The 20,236-nt window shown below is 59.1% G+C and carries 16 protein-coding genes, 3 tRNA genes and 1 pseudogene; 10 read left to right on the forward strand and 10 right to left on the reverse strand.

Annotated features, from left to right (window positions below):
* Nucleotides 1-38 precede the first annotated feature (38 nt).
* From hbdH to AC07Y2_RS00175, 9 genes are all read right to left on the reverse strand, one after another.
* The gene (hbdH, locus tag AC07Y2_RS00135; RefSeq protein WP_007952053.1) at nucleotides 39-812 is read right to left on the reverse strand and encodes a 3-hydroxybutyrate dehydrogenase; all 774 of its coding nucleotides are present in this window, start codon (nucleotides 810-812) and stop codon (nucleotides 39-41) included.
* 7 nt (nucleotides 813-819) lie between these two features.
* Complete coding sequence (locus tag AC07Y2_RS00140; protein WP_103385166.1) at nucleotides 820-2,211, reverse strand: GntP family permease; 1,392 nt, start codon at nucleotides 2,209-2,211, stop codon at nucleotides 820-822.
* 274 nt (nucleotides 2,212-2,485) lie between these two features.
* Nucleotides 2,486-3,901: a sigma-54 interaction domain-containing protein gene (locus AC07Y2_RS00145; RefSeq protein ID WP_103385167.1), complete on the reverse strand. Its 1,416-nt coding sequence runs from the start codon at nucleotides 3,899-3,901 to the stop codon at nucleotides 2,486-2,488.
* Between the two features lie 40 nt (nucleotides 3,902-3,941).
* On the reverse strand, nucleotides 3,942-5,516 hold the full coding sequence (locus tag AC07Y2_RS00150; protein WP_007952057.1) for an ABC transporter ATP-binding protein: 1,575 nt from the start codon (nucleotides 5,514-5,516) through the stop codon (nucleotides 3,942-3,944).
* 13 nt (nucleotides 5,517-5,529) lie between these two features.
* Complete coding sequence (locus AC07Y2_RS00155) at nucleotides 5,530-6,552, reverse strand: ABC transporter permease (protein WP_007952058.1); 1,023 nt, start codon at nucleotides 6,550-6,552, stop codon at nucleotides 5,530-5,532.
* A complete protein-coding gene (locus AC07Y2_RS00160; RefSeq protein ID WP_007952064.1) occupies nucleotides 6,552-7,613 on the reverse strand; it encodes a microcin C ABC transporter permease YejB in 1,062 nt (353 codons plus the stop codon). Before AC07Y2_RS00160 ends, AC07Y2_RS00155 begins: the two co-directional genes overlap by 1 nt.
* Nucleotides 7,613-9,481, reverse strand: coding sequence for an extracellular solute-binding protein (locus AC07Y2_RS00165; RefSeq protein ID WP_103385168.1), 1,869 nt, complete (start codon nucleotides 9,479-9,481; stop codon nucleotides 7,613-7,615). Before AC07Y2_RS00165 ends, AC07Y2_RS00160 begins: the two co-directional genes overlap by 1 nt.
* A gap of 134 nt (nucleotides 9,482-9,615) precedes the next feature.
* Entirely contained in the window at nucleotides 9,616-9,897 is a 282-nt protein-coding gene (locus AC07Y2_RS00170) for a peptidylprolyl isomerase (protein ID WP_007952068.1), read from the reverse strand.
* Between the two features lie 96 nt (nucleotides 9,898-9,993).
* Nucleotides 9,994-10,863 (reverse strand): esterase/lipase family protein, encoded by an 870-nt coding sequence (locus AC07Y2_RS00175; RefSeq protein ID WP_039768776.1) that lies wholly within the window; start codon nucleotides 10,861-10,863, stop codon nucleotides 9,994-9,996.
* 340 nt (nucleotides 10,864-11,203) lie between these two features.
* Here AC07Y2_RS00175 and AC07Y2_RS00180 point away from each other — a divergent pair, with 340 nt between their 5' ends.
* Nucleotides 11,204-12,316 carry a hypothetical protein gene (locus AC07Y2_RS00180; RefSeq protein ID WP_256586939.1) on the forward strand — a complete coding sequence of 371 codons (1,113 nt, stop codon included), beginning with the start codon at nucleotides 11,204-11,206 and terminating at the stop codon, nucleotides 12,314-12,316.
* A 61-nt stretch (nucleotides 12,317-12,377) separates the two neighbouring features.
* Here AC07Y2_RS00180 and AC07Y2_RS00185 read toward each other — a convergent pair whose 3' ends face one another.
* On the reverse strand, nucleotides 12,378-13,454 hold the full coding sequence (locus AC07Y2_RS00185; RefSeq protein WP_039768775.1) for a 3-deoxy-7-phosphoheptulonate synthase: 1,077 nt from the start codon (nucleotides 13,452-13,454) through the stop codon (nucleotides 12,378-12,380).
* A 615-nt stretch (nucleotides 13,455-14,069) separates the two neighbouring features.
* Between AC07Y2_RS00185 and AC07Y2_RS00190 the strand changes: the two genes are divergently transcribed.
* The 9 genes and pseudogenes from AC07Y2_RS00190 (at nucleotide 14,070) to AC07Y2_RS00230 (ending at nucleotide 20,235) form a co-directional block, all read left to right on the forward strand.
* Nucleotides 14,070-14,513, forward strand: coding sequence for a GNAT family N-acetyltransferase (locus AC07Y2_RS00190; protein WP_103385169.1), 444 nt, complete (start codon nucleotides 14,070-14,072; stop codon nucleotides 14,511-14,513).
* 127 nt (nucleotides 14,514-14,640) lie between these two features.
* Nucleotides 14,641-15,282 carry a response regulator transcription factor GacA gene (gacA, locus tag AC07Y2_RS00195; protein WP_032829778.1) on the forward strand — a complete coding sequence of 214 codons (642 nt, stop codon included), beginning with the start codon at nucleotides 14,641-14,643 and terminating at the stop codon, nucleotides 15,280-15,282.
* A 2-nt stretch (nucleotides 15,283-15,284) separates the two neighbouring features.
* Nucleotides 15,285-17,108: an excinuclease ABC subunit UvrC gene (gene uvrC, locus AC07Y2_RS00200; protein WP_039768773.1), complete on the forward strand. Its 1,824-nt coding sequence runs from the start codon at nucleotides 15,285-15,287 to the stop codon at nucleotides 17,106-17,108.
* 32 nt (nucleotides 17,109-17,140) lie between these two features.
* Entirely contained in the window at nucleotides 17,141-17,701 is a 561-nt protein-coding gene (pgsA, locus tag AC07Y2_RS00205) for a CDP-diacylglycerol--glycerol-3-phosphate 3-phosphatidyltransferase (RefSeq protein ID WP_064596971.1), read from the forward strand.
* Nucleotides 17,702-17,761: 60 nt separating this feature from the next.
* Nucleotides 17,762-17,837: transfer RNA gene (locus AC07Y2_RS00210), tRNA-Gly, on the forward strand.
* A gap of 46 nt (nucleotides 17,838-17,883) precedes the next feature.
* Nucleotides 17,884-17,957 (forward strand) — tRNA-Cys (locus tag AC07Y2_RS00215).
* Between the two features lie 195 nt (nucleotides 17,958-18,152).
* Nucleotides 18,153-18,239: transfer RNA gene (locus AC07Y2_RS00220), tRNA-Leu, on the forward strand.
* 82 nt (nucleotides 18,240-18,321) lie between these two features.
* A pseudogene (locus tag AC07Y2_RS00225) lies at nucleotides 18,322-18,852 on the forward strand (hypothetical protein); the annotation flags it as partial.
* Between the two features lie 21 nt (nucleotides 18,853-18,873).
* On the forward strand, nucleotides 18,874-20,235 hold the full coding sequence (locus AC07Y2_RS00230; protein WP_256586940.1) for a hypothetical protein: 1,362 nt from the start codon (nucleotides 18,874-18,876) through the stop codon (nucleotides 20,233-20,235).
* The last annotated feature ends 1 nt before the right edge of the window (nucleotide 20,236 follow it).

Raw genomic sequence — 20,236 nt, forward strand, 5'->3', positions numbered from 1 at the left:
AAGCTCCCACTGCAATGTGGGAGCGATCAGTTGCAAGCTTACTGCGCCAGCCATCCGCCATCGATATTCCACGCCGCGCCACGCACCTGGCTGCCGGCCTCGCTGCACAGAAACAGCACCAGCTCACCCAAGTGCGCCGGAGTGACGAACTCCAGCGACGGCTGTTTCTCGGCCAGCAGATCGTGCTGCGCCTGCTGCGGGTCGACACCTTTGGCCGCGCGATCGTCGATCTGCTTTTGCACCAACGGCGTCAGCACCCAGCCAGGGCAAATGGCGTTGCAGGTGACATTGCTGGCGGCGGTTTCCAGACCGACCACCTTGGTCAGGCCGATCACGCCATGCTTGGCCGCTACATACGCGGCCTTGCCGGTGGACCCGACCAGACCGTGCACCGAGGCGATGTTGACGATCCGTCCCCACCCCTTGGCTCGCATGCCCGGCAGACTGAGGCGGGTGCTGTGAAACACCGACGACAGGTTGATGGCGATGATCGAATCCCAGCGCTCCACCGGAAACTCTTCCACCGCCGCGACGTGCTGGATACCGGCGTTATTGACCAGAATGTCCACGCCGCCGAACTCGCGCTCGGCGTAGGCGATCATGTCGGCGATCTGCGCAGGGTCGCTGACGTCTGCCGGGTGATGGCCGACCTTGCCGCCGAACTGTTCGACTTCGGCGATCACCTTCGACGCGTCGCCAAAGCCGTTGAGGATCAGGTTGGCGCCAGCCTTGGCCAGCGTCAGGGCGATGCCCAGTCCGATGCCGCTGGTGGAACCGGTAACCAGTGCGGTCTTGCCAGAAAGAGTCGTCATCAATACCTCACACAATGCCAGTGGCGTAGAAAGTGCCGATCACCACGAAAACCGCCAGGGTCTTGATCAGCGTAATACAGAAAATGTCCTTGTAGGCCTCACGGTGAGTCAGGCCGGTGACGGCGAGCAGGGTGATCACCGCGCCGTTGTGCGGCAGGGTGTCCATGCCGCCGCTGGCCATCGCGGCCACCCGGTGCAGCACTTCCAGCGGAATGTTGGCGGCGTGGGCGGCGCTGATGAATTGTTCGGACATCGCTGCCAGCGCGATACTCATGCCGCCCGAAGCAGAGCCGGTGATACCGGCCAGCAGCGTCACAGTGATCGCTTCGTTGACCAGCGGATTGGGGATGCTCTTGAGCCAGTCGGCCAGCACCAGGAAACCCGGCAACGAGGCGATAACTGCGCCGAATCCGTATTCGGATGCAGTGTTCATCGCCGCCAGCAATGCGCCGCTGACGGCGCTTTTGCTGCCTTCGGCAAGCTTGCTGCGAATCGCCTGAAAACCGAAAGCCAACACCATCAGGATGCCCACCAGCAAAGCCGCTTGCACCGCCCAGATCGCCGTGAGTTTGGCGACTTCGGTGGTGACGGGCGCCGCCATGCCCGGCAGCGCGAGGCTGTGGGTCTTGCCGTACCACTGCGGAATCCACTGGGTGAACAACAGGTTCATGATGCCCACCGCCAGCAGCGGCGACAGGGCGATCCATGGGTTCGGCAGCTTAAGGTCTTCGGCGGTTTCCGGTTCGTTGCGCAGTTCGGTGCCGTAGCCTTCACCGGCACGCTGGGCCTTGTTGCGCTGGCGTTGCAGAAACAGCATGCCGGCGCAGAACACGAAAATCGTACCGATCACACCCAGCCACGGCGCCGCCCAGGCGGTGGTATTGAAGAAAGTGCTGGGAATGATGTTCTGGATCTGCGGCGTACCGGGCAGGGCGTCCATCGTGAAGGAGAACGCGCCGAGAGCGATGGTTGCCGGGATCAGGCGCTTGGGGATGTTGCTCTGGCGGAACATTTCCGCCGCGAACGGGTAGACCGCGAACACCACGACGAACAGTGAAACGCCGCCGTAGGTGAGCAGGGCGCAGACCAGCACGATCACCAGCATCGCCTGGCGGGTACCGAGCAAGCGAATCGCTGCCGCGACAATCGAGCGGGAGAAACCCGAGAGTTCGATCAGCTTGCCGAACACGGCGCCGAGCAGGAATACGGGAAAGTAGAGTTTGATGAAGCCGACCATCTTCTCCATGAACACGCCGGTGAAGGCGGGGGCGACGGCGGACGGGTCGGTAAGCAGGACGGCGCCGAGGGCGGCGATCGGAGCAAAAAGGATAACGCTGTAGCCACGGTAGGCCGCGAGCATCAGCAGCGCGAGAGCTGCCAAGGCGATGATCACACTCATGGTGTGCTCCTTCGATTGTTATTTTTGTGGGTGGAACGGGTGCAGGTAGAGGTGTAAGCGAGAACTGTGCCAGATGCTTAAGTTGTTGAAATTAAAGGAATTGGTTTGACTTTTGGCGGCGGCTTTCGAAGTTTTGTCTCTGTTTTGAGACTTCTATGACTGAGAGGACGCTTTCGCGGGCAAGCCCGCTCCCACAGTTGAACGCATTACCCTGTGGGAGCGGGCTTGCCCGCGATGCTTTTGATGTTGTCTTGATTTGGAGAGTTGTGTCTCCTTATTGAGACTCTTCGATCCCCAGCGCAATCATTTTCTTGTACAGCGTCGAACGGCCCAGTCCCAGCCGCCTAGCCGCCTCGATCACCTTGCCTCCGCATTGCACGAGGGTGGATTGAATCAACTGCCGGTCAAAACGCTCCCGGGCTTGACTGAAGGTCTCGTTGATTGCCGGTTCAGGCAGGGGTGCCAGCGTTCGTTCAACCGGTGTAAACGTTCCAATTGCAGAGCGAATGTCATCCGCCGTCAGCATCAAGTCATCACTGAGCAGCGCCGCCCGCTCCAGCACGTTGCGCAGCTCGCGGATATTCCCCGGCCAGGCATGCTGACCCAACAGCTCCAGCGCTTCACGGTTCAACTCGTGCTGACTGCGCAACTCCTCAAGAATCGCCTCACTGAGCGCCGGTAGATCGTCCAGCCGTTCTCGCAGCGGCGGTACCTGAATCGGCAATACGTTGAGGCGGTAATACAAGTCGGCGCGGAACTCGCCGCGCTTGATTGCCGCTTCCAGATCCGTCGAGGTCGCGGCAATCACCCGCACATCGCTCTGGATCACTTCGTTGGAGCCGACGGGTTCGAACTCCTTTTCCTGCAACACCCGCAGCAATTTGCTTTGCAAGGGCAGCGGCATGTCGCCGATTTCGTCGAGAAACAGTGTCCCGCCCTGAGCGATCTGCAGCTTGCCGGTGCGGCCCTTGCGGTCGGCTCCGGTGAAAGCACCCGGCGCAGTGCCGAAGAACTCGGCTTCGAGCAGCGCTTCGGGAATTGCCGCGCTGTTGATGCTGACGAAGGCCTTGTGCGCCCGTGGCGAAGCACCGTGGATGGCCTGTGCCAGCAACTCCTTGCCGCTGCCAGTCTCGCCCAGTAACAGAACCGGTGACTCGGCACTGGCGCTGCGACGGGCACGGCGTTTGACTTCCAGACTGGCAGCGCTGGTGCCGATAAAGTGGGCGAAGTTGTATTTGGTCTGCCGGGCGCGCAGCAGCGAACGGGTGGAGGCCAGTTCTTCCTGCATGCTCAGGTAGCGCTTGAGCATCGGCGACAGCGTGCGCAGTTCGTCGAACAGGGCAAAACCGATGGCGCCGATCACCGCGCCGGCGTCGTCATGGATCGGCAGGCGCATGACCACCAGCGGTTCTTTCGGGGTGTCCTGCATGTCCAGCAGAATCGGCCGCCCGGTGCGTACCACTTCGCGCAGCAGGCTGCCGGGGATCACGCTTTCGCAAGGCTTGCCGATGGCGCCGGCGGCGGAGTCGAGCCCGAAGCGCCGGGCGTAGCGCTCGTTCATCCAGACGATGTTCGCATCGCGATCGACAATCACCGTGCCTTCACTGGATTGCTCGATGATCTCGAACAACGAACGGATCGCCAGCGTGCGGACCCGTTGGTAATCCTTGAGGCTTTCGGTGGTGTTCATGGCGGCGTCCATTGGCGGAAGTCAGGTGGCGCGATTATGCCTATCCCGGATGCGCCGCCGCCAACAGCTCTTTGGTATAGGGATGCTGCGGTGAGTCGAACACGTCATGGCTGGCGCCGCTTTCGACCACCTTGCCGTCCTTGATCACGATCATGTCGTGGGCCAGCGCCCGCACCACGGCCAGGTCATGACTGATGAACAAATAGGTCAGGCCGTGTTTTTCCTGAAGCTGGCGGAGCAGGGCGACCACCTGTTTCTGCACGGTGCGATCCAGCGCCGAAGTCGGCTCGTCGAGCAGGATCAGCGCCGGTTTGAGCACCAGCGCCCGGGCGATGGCAATTCGCTGACGCTGGCCACCGGAGAACTCATGGGGATAGCGATGGCGGCTTTCAGGGTCGAGCCCGACCTCCTTGAGCACGCGGATCACCTGATCGTCGCACTCGTCGGCAGTGGACTGGCAATGCACCTCCAGCCCTTCGCTGATGATCTGCGCCACCGACATGCGCGGGCTGAGGCTGCCGAACGGATCCTGGAACACCACCTGCATCTGCCGGCGCCACGGCCGCATCTGTTTCTGGTCGAGGCCGTCGAGTGCCGTGCCCTGGAAGCGAATGCTGCCCTTGGAGTCGAGCAGCCGCAGGATCGCCTGACCGAGGGTCGACTTGCCCGAACCGGACTCGCCGACGATGCCCAGGGTCTTGCCGCGCTGGATGTTCAGGCTGATACCGTCCACTGCGCGCAGGTATTGCTTGCGCTGGAACAGCCCGCCGCCGACCGTAAAGTCGACTCGCAAATCATCAACTTCCAGCACGTTCTCGCGTTCGTCCCGGGGCAGCGCTTCACCTTCCGGTTCGGCGTTGAGCAACACGCAGCTGTAAGGGTGTTTCGGTTCGGTGAACAGCGTTTCGCACGGCGCCTGCTCGACGATCTCACCGGCCTTCATCACGCATACCCGTTGGGCGATGCTGCGCACCAGATTGAGGTCGTGGCTGATCAGCAGCAGCGACATGCCCAGACGCCGTTGCAGGGACTTGAGCAGCAACAGGATCTTGCGCTGCACGGTCACATCGAGGGCTGTGGTTGGCTCGTCGGCGATCAGCAGTTCGGGCTCGCAGGCCAGGGCCATCGCGATCATCACCCGCTGGCGTTGACCACCGGACAGCTGATGCGGATAAGCCTTCAGCCGTTCTTTCGGTTTCTGGATGCCCACCAGTTCGAGCAGTTCGAGGATCCGCGCCTGAGCCTCCTTGCCGCCGAGGCCACGGTGCAGCAACAAGGTTTCGCCGATCTGCTTTTCAATCGTGTGCAACGGATTGAGCGAGGTCATCGGCTCCTGGAAAATCATGGCGATGCGGTTGCCCCGCAGGTCGCGCAGGGTCTTTGGGTCGGCGCCGACCAGTTCCTGCCCACGATAACGGATGCTGCCGGTAGTCCGGGCATCGCATTCAGGGAGCAATTGCAGGATCGAATGAGCCGTCACAGACTTGCCCGAGCCCGACTCGCCGACCAGTGCCAGGCACTCGCCGGGGCGGATGTCCAGGCACAGGTTGCGCACCACGGTCTGGCCATGGAAGGCGACGCTGAGATCACGGATTTCGATCAGGTTGTCAGTCATATCAAGGATCCGTTCATGAGCGCGGGTCAAAGGCATCGCGCAATGCTTCGCCGATGAATACCAACAGGGAAAGAATCAGCGCCAGGGTGAAAAACGCGGTCAACCCGAGCCAAGGCGCTTGCAGGTTCTGTTTGCCCTGACCGATCAACTCGCCCAGCGATGCGCTGCCGGCGGGCATGCCGAAGCCGAGGAAATCCAGCGCAGTCAGGGTCGAAATCGCCCCGGTCAGAATGAAGGGCAGATAGCTCAGGGTTGCGTTCATCGCGTTGGGCAGGATGTGCCGGACAATCACCTTGCGATCGCTCAAGCCCAAAGCTCGGGCAGCCTTGACGTACTCCAGGTTGCGCCCGCGCAGAAACTCGGCGCGGACCACGTCCACCAGCGCCAGCCAGGAAAACAGCGCCATGATCCCCAGCAGCCACCAGAAGTTCGGCTCGACGAATCCCGAAAGGATGATCAGCAGGTAAAGCACCGGCAAGCCCGACCAGACCTCCAGCAAACGCTGACCGAGCAGATCGACCCAGCCCCCGTAATAGCCCTGCAGGGCGCCGGCCGCGATGCCGATCAGGGCGCTGACAAACGTCAGCATCAGGGCGAACAGGATCGACACCCGTGCACCGAAGATCACCCGGGCCAGGACGTCGCGCGCCTGATCGTCGGTGCCCAGCCAGTTGACCGAAGTCGGCGGGCTCGGTGCCGGTTTGTTGAGGTCGTAGTTCGGGGTGTCGTCACTGAACGGAATTGGTGGAAACAGCAGCCAGCCACCGTCCTTGCGGATCAGTTTCTGCACGTAATCGCTGCGGTAATCGGCCTGGAACGGCAGTTGTCCACCGAACTCCTGCTCGGTGTGGCGTTTGAACACCGGGAAATACCATTGGCCCTGATAACTGACGACCAATGGCTTGTCGTTGGCGATCAGTTCGCCGCCAAGGCTGAGCAGGAACAGGCCGATGAACAGCCACAGCGACCACCAGCCCCGGCGATTTTTCTTGAAGCGTTCGAAGCGGCGACGGCCCAGCGGCGAGAGCTTGAACATCAGGCATTCCTCGCGGCGAAGTCGATGCGCGGGTCGACCAGCGTGTAGCACAGGTCGCCGATCAGTTTTATCAGGAGGCCGAACAGGGTGAAGATGAACAGCGAGCCGAACACCACCGGATAATCACGGGACACCGCCGCTTCGTAACTCATGCGCCCCAAGCCGTCGAGGGAGAAGATCACTTCGATCAGCAACGAACCGGCGAAGAACACGCTGATGAACGCCTGGGGAATCCCCGACACCACCAGTAGCATCGCGTTGCGAAACACATGTCCATAGAGCACCCGGTTTTCGCTCAGGCCTTTGGCGCGCGCGGTCACCACGTATTGCCGGGTGATCTCATTGAGGAACGAGTTCTTGGTGAGAATGGTCAGGGTGGCGAAACCGCCGATCACCAGTGCCGTGACCGGCAACACCAGGTGCCAGAAGTAGTCGGTGATCTTGCCCAGCGTCGACAGGGATTCGAAGTTGTCGGACACCAGCCCGCGCACCGGGAACCAGTTCAGCGAGGTGCCGCCGGCGAACACCACAATCAGGAACATCGCGAACAGGAACGCCGGCATGGCGTAACCGATGATGATCGCCGTGCTGCTCCAGATATCGAAATGGCTGCCGTGGTGCACGGCTTTGCGGATGCCCAGCGGGATCGACACCAGATAAGTGATCAGCGTCGCCCACAGGCCGAGGGAAATGGTCACCGGCATTTTCTGCAGGATCAGGTCGGTGACCGTGGCGCCACGGAAGAAGCTCTTGCCGAAATCCAGCTGCGCGTAGTTCTTGAGCATCAGCCACAGGCGTTCATGGGCCGGTTTGTCGAAGCCGTACTGTTTTTCGATGTCCTTGATCAACTGCGGATCGAGGCCGCGGCTGGCGCGGGACGTGCCGCTCATGGTCTCGCTCGCCCCGCCGCCGACGCTGGCGCCGCCAATGCCTTGCAAGTGGGCGATGGCTTGTTCAACCGGACCACCTGGCGCGGCCTGGATGATCACGAAGTTGACCAGCAGAATGATCACCAACGTCGGAATGATCAGCAGCAGGCGCCGCAGTATGTAAGCCCACATCAGTGCGGCCCTCCGGGTCTGCCACGGCTGATTTTCTCGGCCGTCATCTGCTGGTTGGTCAGCGGCGTGCTGCTGATTTCCCACCAGCTCTCGATCGCTTCGTCATTGCTCGCCTGCACGGTGGGAATGCCGAAACGGTTCCACCACACAGTCGATGTGCCCGGCGGGTAGTAGTTGGGAATCCAGTAGTAGTTCCATTGCAGAACCCGATCCAGTGCATGGGCATAACGCAACATGTCGGCCTGGGTCGAGGCGCGGATCAGGCCGTTGATCAAGGTGTCGACCGCCGGGTTCTTCAGCACCATGTAATTGTTGGCACCGGGGTCGTTGGCCGATGCCGAACCGAAGTAGTTCAACAGTTCTCCGCCGGGAGAAGTGGTGACCGGGTAGCCGGTGACGATCATGTCGTAGTCGCGGCTCATCAGACGGTTGACGTATTGCGAGGAGTCGATGCGACGGATGTCGAGGTTGATGCCGATCTGTTTAAGTGTGCGCTTGTAGGGCAGCAGCAGACGGTCCATGCCGTTCTGGCTGACCAGGAACGTAAAACTCAACGGCTCGCCCCGGTCGTTGACCAACTGGTCGCCATCGGGTTTCCAGCCGGCCTGTTCCAGTAGCTCCAGTGCTTGCAGTTGTTTGTCGCGGATAATGCCGCTGCCATCGGTTTTCGGCGCTTCGAAAACCTGGGTAAACACTTCGTCGGGAATCTGTCCGCGCAAGGGTTCCAGAATCTTCAGCTCGGCGGCATCCGGCAGCTGGCGCGCGGCCAGGTCGGTGTTGGAGAAGTAACTCTGCTGGCGAATGTACATGTTGCGCATCATCTGCCGGTTGCTCCATTCGAAATCCCAGAGCATGGCCAAGGCCTGTCGAACGCGGCGATCCTGGAACATCGGCTTTTGCAGGTTGAACACGAAACCCTGGGCCGACTGCGGTGCCTCGGTGGCCAGATGAGCCTTTTGCAGGCGACCGTCGCTCAGGGCCGGACTGTCGTAACCAATGGAGTAGCCGGTGGCGGAGAATTCACGGTTGTAGTCATAGGCGCCGCCGCGCAGGACCTGACGGGCGACGTCGGTGTCGCCGAAATACTCGATGCTGAAGTGATCGAAGTTGTACAGGCCACGGCTGACCGGCAGGTCCTTGCCCCACCAGTCGGGATTGCGTTCAAAGGTGATGCTGCGCCCGGAGTCGACTTTGCCGACTCGATACGGGCCGCTGCCCAGCGGCGCTTCATAGCCGCCACCGCCTGCGAAATCACGGGTCTTCCACCAATGTTCGGGAAATACCGGCAGGGTCGCGATGTCCAGCGGCAGGGTGCGGTTTTCATTGCTCTTGAAATCGAAGCGCACGGTCAGCGGCGCTTCGACTTCGACGCCTTTGACGTCGGCGAACTGGGTGCGATAACGCAGGCTGCCCTGGGTCATCAGCAAATCATAGGTGTAGCGCACGTCTTCGGCGGTGATCGGCTTGCCATCGGCGAAGCGGGCTTTTGGATTGATAAAGAAGCGCAGGGACAGGCCGTCATCCGAGCGTTCCATTTTCTGCGCCACGAGGCCGTATACGGTGTAGGGCTCGTCGAGCGAGCGCTGGGCCAGCGGGGAATACAGCAGGCCGTCTATCTGGCTGACGCCGATGCCTTTGTCGATATACGGCAGGACATGATCGAAGTGGCCGATCTCGATGGCCGAGCGGCGCATCGTCCCGCCTTTGGGCGCCTGGGCGTTGGTGTAATCGAAGTGACTGAAACCGGGCGGGTACTTTGCCGGTTCGCCATAGACGGTCATCGCATGCTGCGGTGCGGCGTCCACACCAGTGATCCCAAGCAGCAGGATCAGGGCAGTGAACATCAATGTCGGGAAAGCCAGTCGCATTGTCAGCCTTAAAGCCGGGTAATCGATAAGCGCAATTTGTACGCGAGCGGCGCGCCGTTCGCCAGCGGTGCGGTGTAACCAAAACAAAACGGCCCGCCATCAGGCGGGCCGTTGCACAGCAGGTCGGGCTGAAATCAGTCCTGACGGCTGGTGACTTCCAGCAGGTGATAGCCAAACTGGGTCTTCACCGGGCCTTGCACGACGTTGATCGGTGCGCTGAATACCACGGTGTCGAATTCCTTGACCATCTGGCCAGGACCGAACGAACCCAGGTCGCCGCCCTGACGGCTGGACGGGCAGGTGGAGTTGGCCTTGGCCACTTCGGCGAAATCAGCGCCACCTTCGATCTGGGCCTTGAGTTCGTTGCACTTGGCTTCGCTGGAAACCAGGATGTGGCGGGCAGTGGCTTTAGCCATGGGGAATTTCTCCAATCAGATCGATAAAGGGTGGAGCCTACCGGATTCAGTGGTCGATTTCTCGGCAAAGTTCCGTTCGCTGGTCTGATGAGACATCTATAGATCAGCGGCTTGAAGGCGCAAGGCGTGCTCGACATAGAGACGTATCGAGTCGTTAGCCATGGCGTGTTGCCCGCTTGCCCGCCGCAGAGTATGCAGGTGATCGAGGGAGTAGTCGGAGCGGATCACGGTGCCCAGGTGAGAGCTGAAGCGACCGACAAGTCCGTCGTTCTGGGCGAGTTCTGTAATGAAGTATTCCGAGAGGGCGCAGCAGATGTCCTGGACAGGGTCGAGCGACGGCTCTTCGGGTTCGGGTACGACGCCGCTCCATGAAAAATAGCGAACGCCATTCACCCATTCTGCACCGTGACCGCCCCAGACCTCGGGCAGACCCTGCGGGTATTTGTCGTTGAAGTTGCCGACCCCCTCGGTCGTCAAGGCACCCAGCGCAGCCAGTGCGCTGTGCGGCAATGCCTTTTGCCCGCTGAGCAGTGACAGAAAATCGGCAAACCGGGTCGCTACATTCTGTGCCACGACCTCCGGAAGTCTTCCAGGTATCAACGCCTTGCGCAGGAAGTCCGCCAGTTCCGAGCCATGGTTTGGTCCGCTGACTGACGTAACAGACGCAACGTTGTGTGGGGCTAGCGCTGCAGCATAGCGTGCCGTGAGTGCGCCTTGACTGTGGCCGATCAGGTTGACTTTGGCCGCGCCTGTGCCCCTTAACACGGCGTTGATTTGCGAGAGCAGTTGCTCCCCGCGTATTTCATTGTCATGGATGACCGACAGATGGGGCACAAACACCTGCGCGCCGGCAGCCTTGAGCGCCTGTTTTACGTCGTGGAACAGTTCGAACGGGCCAATGCGCTCGAATCCGAACAGGCCATGCACCAAAAGAATGGGATGATTGGTTGTCGCATTTAGTAGCATTTTTCGTCCTTGATCGCAGATGATCGTCGATGTTTTCTGCTTGCCACTCTAAAACAGTCGTGAGGCTGGGGATGCCTGAAGAATCGCCGTCATGCGTTGGAAACTGGATCAATGCGTGTATGAATTTTCACTGCTGCATGAACTCCGCTTCGGAACATTCAGACAGCTCCCGCCTCATCGAAAGTACTTTTCCCTTTTTTGCCTACTTCCTTTAGTGCGTTTGGCCATGGCTCGAACAGTAAGGAGCTGACATCCGATCGGTGGTGAAGCGGTTTAAATGGAGGCTCTTCGACGCAGAGCTCAGGCAATGTGTCATTTCCAGGGAATGGAGAGACAACTGATGAATGATTTACAAGCAGCGGTCTTGCAAGAAAAGGAGACAGGGATGGAGGGTGGCAGCGTTCAGTCGTTCGGACCCTGTCGGGAGGGCGCAGGGGCTTTGCCGTTGCCGGCGCCCACACTGGATTCGATTGTCGGCGCTGTCGTTGATCCGTCATTGAGCAAGGTTGTCGTGCGGATTGCGCCCTGGCCTGGAATGGCATGCGGTGACAGGGTCGTGTTGAGCTGGCATGGTTTCGATATAGAAGGCCTGCCGTATCGGCACGACATTGCGAGATCCGTCAGTGAAAGTCAGTTGGGCAAGGATGTCGTTCTGATCGTGCGGGACGTTCACATCGCAGCATTGGACGGGGGCACGCTGGAGGTGTTCTGGACATTGAACAGCGTCACGAGATCGGCGCCTGGTTCTTCAATGCGTACGCTGCTGGACGTCGGAGACGTCCGCTACAGTCTGTTACCGGTCCTCGTGGAGGATGCCGTCGGGGGCAGTCTCGATCCGGCTCGCGTACCCGACGGAACGACTGCCATCCTTCAACCCTATGCCGGAATGAGTGCAGGCGACCGGGTAGAGTTGATCTGGCAGGGGCCTTCGCCGGAGGCATCATTTCGAGACATTCTTATCGTTGAGTTCTTTGCTGTCGGTCAGCCCTTGGTGTTCGGAGTCGCGCCCGAATTCATCGCTCCGCATTTGGGGGGCGAGGTGTTGGTTCACTACCGTGTAGAGCAGAAAAGCGGAGCCATTCGCGAGTCAGGCGCTACGCGGATCAGCATTGGCCCACTGGCACGAGATGAGCTACCGGCACCCCGAGTGCTTGAAGCGGAAGACGGCGTGCTTGATATGCATGACGCCACCGATGGCATCAGCGTGATGATAAGTGATGCGCAGGTGGAGGAGGGTGAGCTGGTTTATCTCAAGTGTGACGGAGAGTCGTTCTTCCATCGGGACGACCGGGAAATCATCGGGGGGATGGCCATGCAGCCGTTGGTTTTCATCGTGCCTTACCGGTTCTGGCGAGAGCATGTGAACACTATTGTGCGACTGTCCTACTCGGTCGAACGGCTGGATGATGTGAGTCAGGAGTCTGCGGTGACTCTGGTCCGCGTACAGGCTTGATCCAGCGTTGCGAACGTAGCCCGCCCTCCGCTTGAAATTCGGCGGAGGGCGGTGCTCATCATCAGACCGAAGTCTGTTTGCGCATACGGTGGGCGGCATCCAGCAGCAATTGTCTCGTGGCATCGAACCCGAGGCAGCCATCGGTTACCGAAACCCCGTAGCGAAGCGACTCGCTCAAGGGTTGGCATCCTTCGAACAGGTGCGATTCAAGCATCATGCCGATCAGCGAGCGGTCGCCCTGCAAACGCTGCTCCAGTACATGATTGAACACTTCAGGCTGACGAAGCGGGTCCTTGCCGCTGTTCGCGTGGCTACAGTCGACCATTATCCGGCTCGGGATTTTCAGTCGGCTCAATTCGCTGTTGATCCTGGAAACGCTTTCACGGTCGTAGTTCGGCCCCTGATGTCCACCCCGCAACACCAGATGCGTATCCGGGTTGCCCAAAGTCGGGATGATTGCCGGATGGCCCTGGCTGTCCACGCCGAAATGGCGGTGGGGATGAGCTGCCGAACGCATTGCATCGACGGCAATGGCGACACCACCATCGGTTCCATTCTTGAAGCCGACCGGCATGCCAAGCCCGCTGGCCATTTCACGATGGATCTGAGATTCAGTGGTGCGGGCGCCGATGGCGACCCAGCTCAGCAAGTCGTCGAAGTATCCGGCGGCCATGGGTTGCAGCAGTTCAGTGGCAACCGGCAGTCCGAGGCGGATCATTTCCAGCATCAGTTCGCGCGATAGCGTCAGGCCCGCAGCCATGTCGTCGCTGCCGTCGAGATGAGGGTCGTATGCCAGACCTTTCCAGCCGACGGTTGTGCGAGGCTTTTCAACGTAGGCGCGCATGACAAGCTGCATGTCCTGACGGACTTCGCTGGCCAGTTGTGCGAGTTTTCCGGCGTATTCAAGTGCGGATTCGGGGTCGTGTATCGAGCAAGGACCAACGATCACCAAAAGGCGTTGATCTTCACCATTGAGAATCGCTCGGACCGCCTGGCGGTGGGCAACGACTTGATTGTTCAGGGCATTGCTGAGCGGCAATTGCTGCTTGAGTTGCAGCGAACTTGGCAGACGCAGGGTCAGCGCTTCGTTGGCAGAGTTCAACGTGGACAGTGGCAGAGCAGAAACGGACGAGTTCATATTCGGTATTCCTGGGCGGACGGCGGGGTCTTCCCGCTCAATCGGCCCTACTGGGGTGTTCGACAATTGGCCGGATTGGCTACGTGTGTTGGCTTGCCACCTGTGGGTGACCGATCGGAGGCGGCAGGCTGTCCCGAGCGGAGGCTGGTAAATCGCCAGGCGGTAAAACTGTCGTAACGGTAATAAGTGGCGTAGTTCATTGGTTGAATCCTCAAAGTGTCTGGTGTGTTGCTGAAAAAAGTTCGGGCCTGAAAAAACAAAACCCCCGGTCGGGAGGCCGACCGGGGGTTGAGAAATCTCTGGTAGGCGACCCGTTCAAATGGGCGCCGGTTGGGTATCAGGCGCGCCAGTGGCTAAACCAATACCCAAAATAAAAGCTTGCTGGAGCCGAGGCACCGTTCACCCGGGCAGCCGCAACCGAGCGCGAGGCGCTGCTGGTATGGAGCTGTGAAAGGGCGTTGAACATGAGCTGTCTCCGATGAATGCGCCGAGCTTACTAGAGGCTGCTGCGCATCAGCAATCAGAAAATGCTATCGGAGTAGCAAGAAGGACTTTATGGGTTGAGCGCTCGCCTGGGTGTGCCACACTCTGCTTTTGACGCGTATCGAGGCGGGAATGAGTTTTGAATTGCGCCAGGCAACGGCCGCCGACCTGTCGTTTGTGCGAGAGCTGACTTGCCGAAACATGCTCCGCTACTACATTCACTATGACTTGCTGTGGCAGGACGAGGCGTTCGATGTCGCCTGGGCCGGGCGCGACAACTGGTTGATCCTTCAGGAAGGCGAATTGGCGGGTTATTTCAGTCTGAGTCGTGATGCTCGGGCCGTGTACATCCGCGAATTGCAGATCGTCGAAAATGCTCAAGGCCAGGGCGCGGGATCCTGGGCGATCGATCAGGTTGTTGCGATGGCGCGGCTGGAGCGTCGCCCGGCGTTGCGCCTGACGGTGTTCAAAAACAATCCGGCGCAAAACCTGTATCGAAAAAAAGGAATGTTGGTGCAGGGTGAGGATGAGTGTTTCCTGCGAATGCAGCTCGATTTCAGTACACCTGTGCTCTGAAACCCACAGCCGGCAAGCCCCCGATGAAGAATTGAAACTTTTAATATGTCGCTTGCCGCTAGGTCTGCCCCGCACTTTTTGCTAAGGTGTCCGGCATCCCAATAAGACCATATCGCGAGGTGTCTGCTTGATTAGGGTGCTAGTGGTCGATGACCATGATCTCGTTCGTACAGGCATTACACGTATGCTGGCCGACATCGATGGCCTGCAGGTGGTGGGCCAGGCCGAGTCCGGGGAAGAATCCCTCATCAAGGCTCGTGAGTTGAAGCCCGACGTGGTGCTGATGGACGTCAAGATGCCGGGCATCGGCGGCCTCGAAGCTACGCGCAAACTGTTGCGAAGTCATCCCGACATCAAAGTGGTTGCAGTCACCGTGTGTGAGGAAGATCCGTTTCCTACACGTTTGTTGCAGGCCGGTGCGGCGGGGTATCTGACCAAGGGCGCCGGGTTGCCGGAAATGGTTCAGGCCATTCGCCTGGTGTTCGCCGGCCAGCGCTATATCAGCCCGCAGATTGCCCAGCAACTGGCAATCAAATCCTTTCAGCCGACCAATGATTCACCGTTCGATGCGTTGTCGGAACGGGAAATCCAGATTGCGCTGATGATTGTCGGCTGCCAGAAGGTTCAGATCATTTCCGACAAACTGTGTTTGTCGCCGAAAACCGTGAATACCTATCGCTACCGCATTTTCGAAAAGCTCTCGATCAGCAGCGATGTCGAACTGACGCTGTTGGCGGTTCGTCACGGCATGGTTGATGCCAGCCTCTGACCATGACTGAAACATTCGATTCGGGCGCTTTTTTATCGACCGTCAGCGGGCGCCCCGGCGTTTATCGCATGTTCGACAGCGACGCGCGTCTGTTGTACGTAGGCAAAGCCAAGAACCTGAAGAAACGCCTGGCGAGTTACTTTCGCAAGACGGGCCTGGCGCCGAAAACGGCGGCACTGGTCGGGCGTATCGCCCAGGTCGAAACCACCATCACGTCCAACGAGACAGAGGCGTTGCTGCTTGAGCAGACTCTGATCAAGGAGTGGAGGCCGCCTTACAACATCCTGCTGCGCGACGATAAATCCTATCCTTACGTCTTTTTGTCTGACGGGCAATTCCCGCGCCTGAGCATTCATCGCGGGGCCAAGAAGGCCAAGGGCAAGTATTTCGGTCCCTATCCGAGTGCCGGGGCGATTCGCGAAAGCCTCAGCCTTCTGCAGAAGACGTTCTTCGTGCGTCAGTGCGAGGACAGCTATTACAAGAACCGGACCCGGCCGTGCCTGCAATATCAGATCAAGCGTTGCAAGGCGCCTTGTGTCGGGCTGGTCGAGCCTGAGGTTTACGCCGAGGATGTGCGTCACTCGGTGATGTTCCTCGAAGGACGCAGCCATGCGTTGACCAATGAACTGTCTACGGCGATGGAAGAGGCTGCAATCAACCTCGAGTTCGAACGCGCCGCCGAACTGCGTGACCAGATTGCCTTGCTGCGTCGGGTACAGGATCAGCAGAGCATGGAAGGCGGAACGGGTGATATCGATGTGATCGCCGCGTTCGTCAATCCGGGCGGTGCTTGTGTTCACCTGATCAGCGTGCGGGGAGGGCGAGTGCTTGGCAGCAAGAATTTCTTCCCCCAGGTCGGGATCGAAGAGGACGTAGCCGAAGTCATGGCTGCGTTTCTGGGGCAATACTTCATCAGCAGCCCGGAGCGCGACTTGCCGAGCGAGTTGATCGTCAATGTCGTTCACGAAGACTTTCCTGCGTTGATCGAGGCTATTCACACGCTACGCGGACGTGAGTTGACCATCAGTCATCGGGTGCGGGGAACACGGGCTCGCTGGCAGCAGTTGGCCGTGACCAATGCCGAGCAGGCGCTTGGCGCAAGGTTGGCCAACCGTCAACACGTTGCCGCACGCTTCGAAGCATTGGCTGAAGTGCTGAACCTCGATGAGCCGCCACAACGGCTGGAGTGCTATGACATCAGCCACTCCAGCGGTGAAGCCACGGTTGCTTCCTGCGTGGTGTTCGGGCCGGAAGGAGCGATCAAGTCGGATTATCGCCGCTACAACATCGAAGGTGTGACCGCTGGCGACGATTACGCCGCCATGCATCAGGCCCTGACCCGACGCTTCAGCAAACTTAAGGAAGGCGAGGGCAAGTTACCGGACATCCTGTTGGTGGACGGTGGCAAGGGGCAGCTGTCGATGGCACGTGATGTGCTCAACGAGCTGGCTGTCCCCGATCTGATTCTGCTGGGAGTCGCGAAGGGTGCCACGCGCAAGGCGGGCTTCGAGACTTTGTATCTGAATGATGCGGCGCATGAGTTCACCTTGCGGGGTGATTCGCCAGCACTGCACCTGATCCAGCAAATTCGTGACGAGGCCCACCGCTTTGCGATCACCGGCCACCGTGCACGGCGCGGCAAGACCCGCCGCACGTCAACGCTGGAAGGCGTTGCTGGCGTAGGGCCGACCCGGCGGCGGGACTTGTTGAAACATTTTGGTGGATTGCAGGAGCTGTCTCGTGCAAGCATCGAAGAGATCGCCAAAGCACCGGGGATCAGCAAAAAGCTAGCAGAGTCGATTTATGCAAACCTGCATAGTGAGTAGAATGCCCATTCACCTCGTAGCCAGTTGTGCCGATGAATATCCCTAATCTGATTACCGTTCTCCGCGTCCTGCTCATCCCGATCTTCATTCTGCTGTTCTATCTGCCTTACCAATGGAGCTATCTGGCCTCAAGTTCGGTATTCGCCTTTGCGGCGGCGACGGACTGGCTGGACGGCTATCTCGCGCGACGCCTGGAGCAAAGCACGCCTTTTGGTGCGTTTCTCGATCCGGTAGCCGACAAGCTCATGGTCGCCGTCGCACTGGTCTTGCTGGTGCAAGAGCATGGCAACCTTTGGCTCACACTGCCGGCAGCTGTCATTATCGGTCGCGAGATCGTGGTCTCGGCGTTGCGTGAATGGATGGCCGAACTCGGTGCCCGGGCTCATGTGGCCGTATCGAATCTGGGTAAATGGAAAACTGCTGCGCAGATGCTGGCACTGGTGATTCTCCTGGCCAACCCCAAGGCTTTCAGTTTCTGGGTTCTCATGGGTTATGCGTTGCTGATGATTTCTGCAGGTCTGACCCTGTGGTCGATGGTTCAATACCTTCGCGCAGCCTGGCCACATCTGAAGACTGATGTAGAAAAGAAATAAAACTTTTTTGAATCAAAGGGTTGACGGGGCATCTGGAATCTATAGAATGCGCCACACCAAGCGGGAATAGCTCAGTTGGTAGAGCACGACCTTGCCAAGGTCGGGGTCGCGAGTTCGAGTCTCGTTTCCCGCTCCAATTTGTACAACGTTTGTTGTTGCGCTACTGACAGCAAATGTTTTGAGGCCGAGTAGCAAAATGGTTATGCAGCGGATTGCAAATCCGCCTACGCCGGTTCGATTCCGACCTCGGCCTCCACTATAAGCAAGCTCCGTAGATCCATGATTTACGGAGCTTTTTTATTTGCATTGCACGGAAAGATTTAGTCTTTGAAACGGCAACTGCAAACTTGCTTCACCGGGAAGTGATGTATATATTTCCCCCTCTGCCGGCGACGTGCAGTTCCTGTCAGGACTGTGAATCGTCATCAGAGTGAAGCTACACCGCGCTGCCGCCCGAATGGCGAAACTGGTAGACGCATGGGACTTAAAATCCCCCGCTCGTAAGGGCGTGCCGGTTCGATTCCGGCTTCGGGCACCATGAATATCAAGGGCTTGCATGACATACCTCATGCAAGCCCTTTTTCGTGCTCAGACAAACGCCTGCCCGCTAAATCCTCTAATCCCAGGAGCCGCCGCTGGTGTTTGTCCGCCCGGACAACAGCGCTGCGATTGCAGGCTTGAGCAATATGCGGTTGATTGGATCAGCCGGTAACTGGGTTGGGTTCTATGTCAGGACTTACAGCAGCGCCACTGCTCAGCCGAACGGCCGCTATTTCGTTGCCGCGTTTGCCGCACAAGCTGTCGCCCAATACGGCATGCGGCTATGGGACGGCACCGGCAAAATGCTCTTCGACTCGGGTACGCCTAACGCCACGTTCACACGAGCATTCCAGAACTGGACATACGTGAAGTCGGATCAGACCGATCAAGGCCTGTACCGCAACTATTATTCGGTGCCGTTCAGCTCCCCCCAAAACGAATTCATGCTGATCAATAACTTCGGAATGACGATGGTTTCGGGCGGAACTATCCCCAGACAGCTGTATTGCACTTGGGATTTCTCCACCGGCACGCTCTACGCCGTGACGGTGGCGGCTAATAATCCATTCGCGTTTTTCCTGCCGGCGCTTTTCGCAAAGCAAACCGTTTAACCTCTTTTTAGGACTTTCTCCATGCCCTGGTACAAAACCGGGACGGTTTCTGTCGTCCAAAATTCCAATGCGGTGATCGGCACGAGCACTGCGTTCATTGCCAACGCTCGAGTGGGTGATGCCTTCCGTGGGCCCGACGGTGGCTGGTACGAAGTGACCAACATCGCCAGTGACACCGCGCTGTCTATCTCGCCGAATTATCAGGGCGCTAACAATCCTGCAGGAACCTACGCTCTGGCACCCATGCAGGGATACGTCAAAGATTCGGCCGATGCTCTTCGCGCGCTGGTGAATCAGTTCGGCGGGGTGCTGGCAGTCCTTGGAAATGACCCAACGCAGGCAGGCGTGCGCCAGGCGCTAAATCTCTCAACAACTGATGGGCTGCCTGAGGGGGCGACCAACAAATATCTGACCAATTCGCGCGTTCTGGGTGTGCCGTTGACCGGGATTGACCTGATAATGCCAGGCGCAGTCATTGCCACTGACACGATCATCAAGGCTCTCGGCAAGCTTCAGGCGAGCAAAGCGGATTTGGTTGGAACGAACAAAGCAGTCGCGATCGAGCAGGGTGGAACCGGAGCGAAAACGGCAAAGGACGCCCGTGCGGCGCTTGGCGCTACTGGACCAAAGAACCTGTTATTGAATCCACGCTTTCGGGTCAATCAGCGCGGATATGTCTCCGGTGCAGCGGCTACGGCGGGGCAGTACACGCTGGATCGCTGGAAAATGACTGTGGCGGGGCAGCCTCTCGCGTTTGCAGCGTCGGGCGCTGGCGTTCGCGCGACTTTTCCCGCTGGCGGATGCGACCAGGTCATCCTGGGTGAAAACGTGCGCGGCGGGATTTACACGCTTTCTTGGGTCGGCACCGCCGTCGGGAAGGTGAATGGCGTAACCATTGCCAATGGTGGTCAGACCGCAACCCTTCCGGCAGGTAGCAACATCACCATCAACCTGTCCGGCGGATGGGCTGAGGATGTGATGTTCCAGTTGGGCAGCGTTGCGACAGCTCCAGATGATCAGGGCTATGCGGCTGAGCTGTTCGACTGCATGTATTACGGTTATGCCCTGACCAGTTCGGTCAGTGGCAATCCTGTGTGTTCGGTGGCCTTCACGTACAACACCGTTATCGCCATCGGGGTGCTGCGATTCCCCCGGGCGATGAGAGTGAATCCTACGGCGAAATTTATAGCAGGTTCTCCCGCTTCATTTTCTGTGACGGCTGCCGGGGGAGGTTCTTACTCACTTGATAACCTACAGGTCCCAACTATCGGCAAGGAGACCTGCACGCTCGGGGCTGTGATCAGTACAGCCTTCACCCAAGGATTCGTAACATTCTTGTTCATGTCGGCGTTCCCGATCCTTTTCTTCGACGCCGAGGTTTGAA

The organism is Pseudomonas sp. GW456-12-1-14-TSB6 (genome assembly GCF_059424205.1).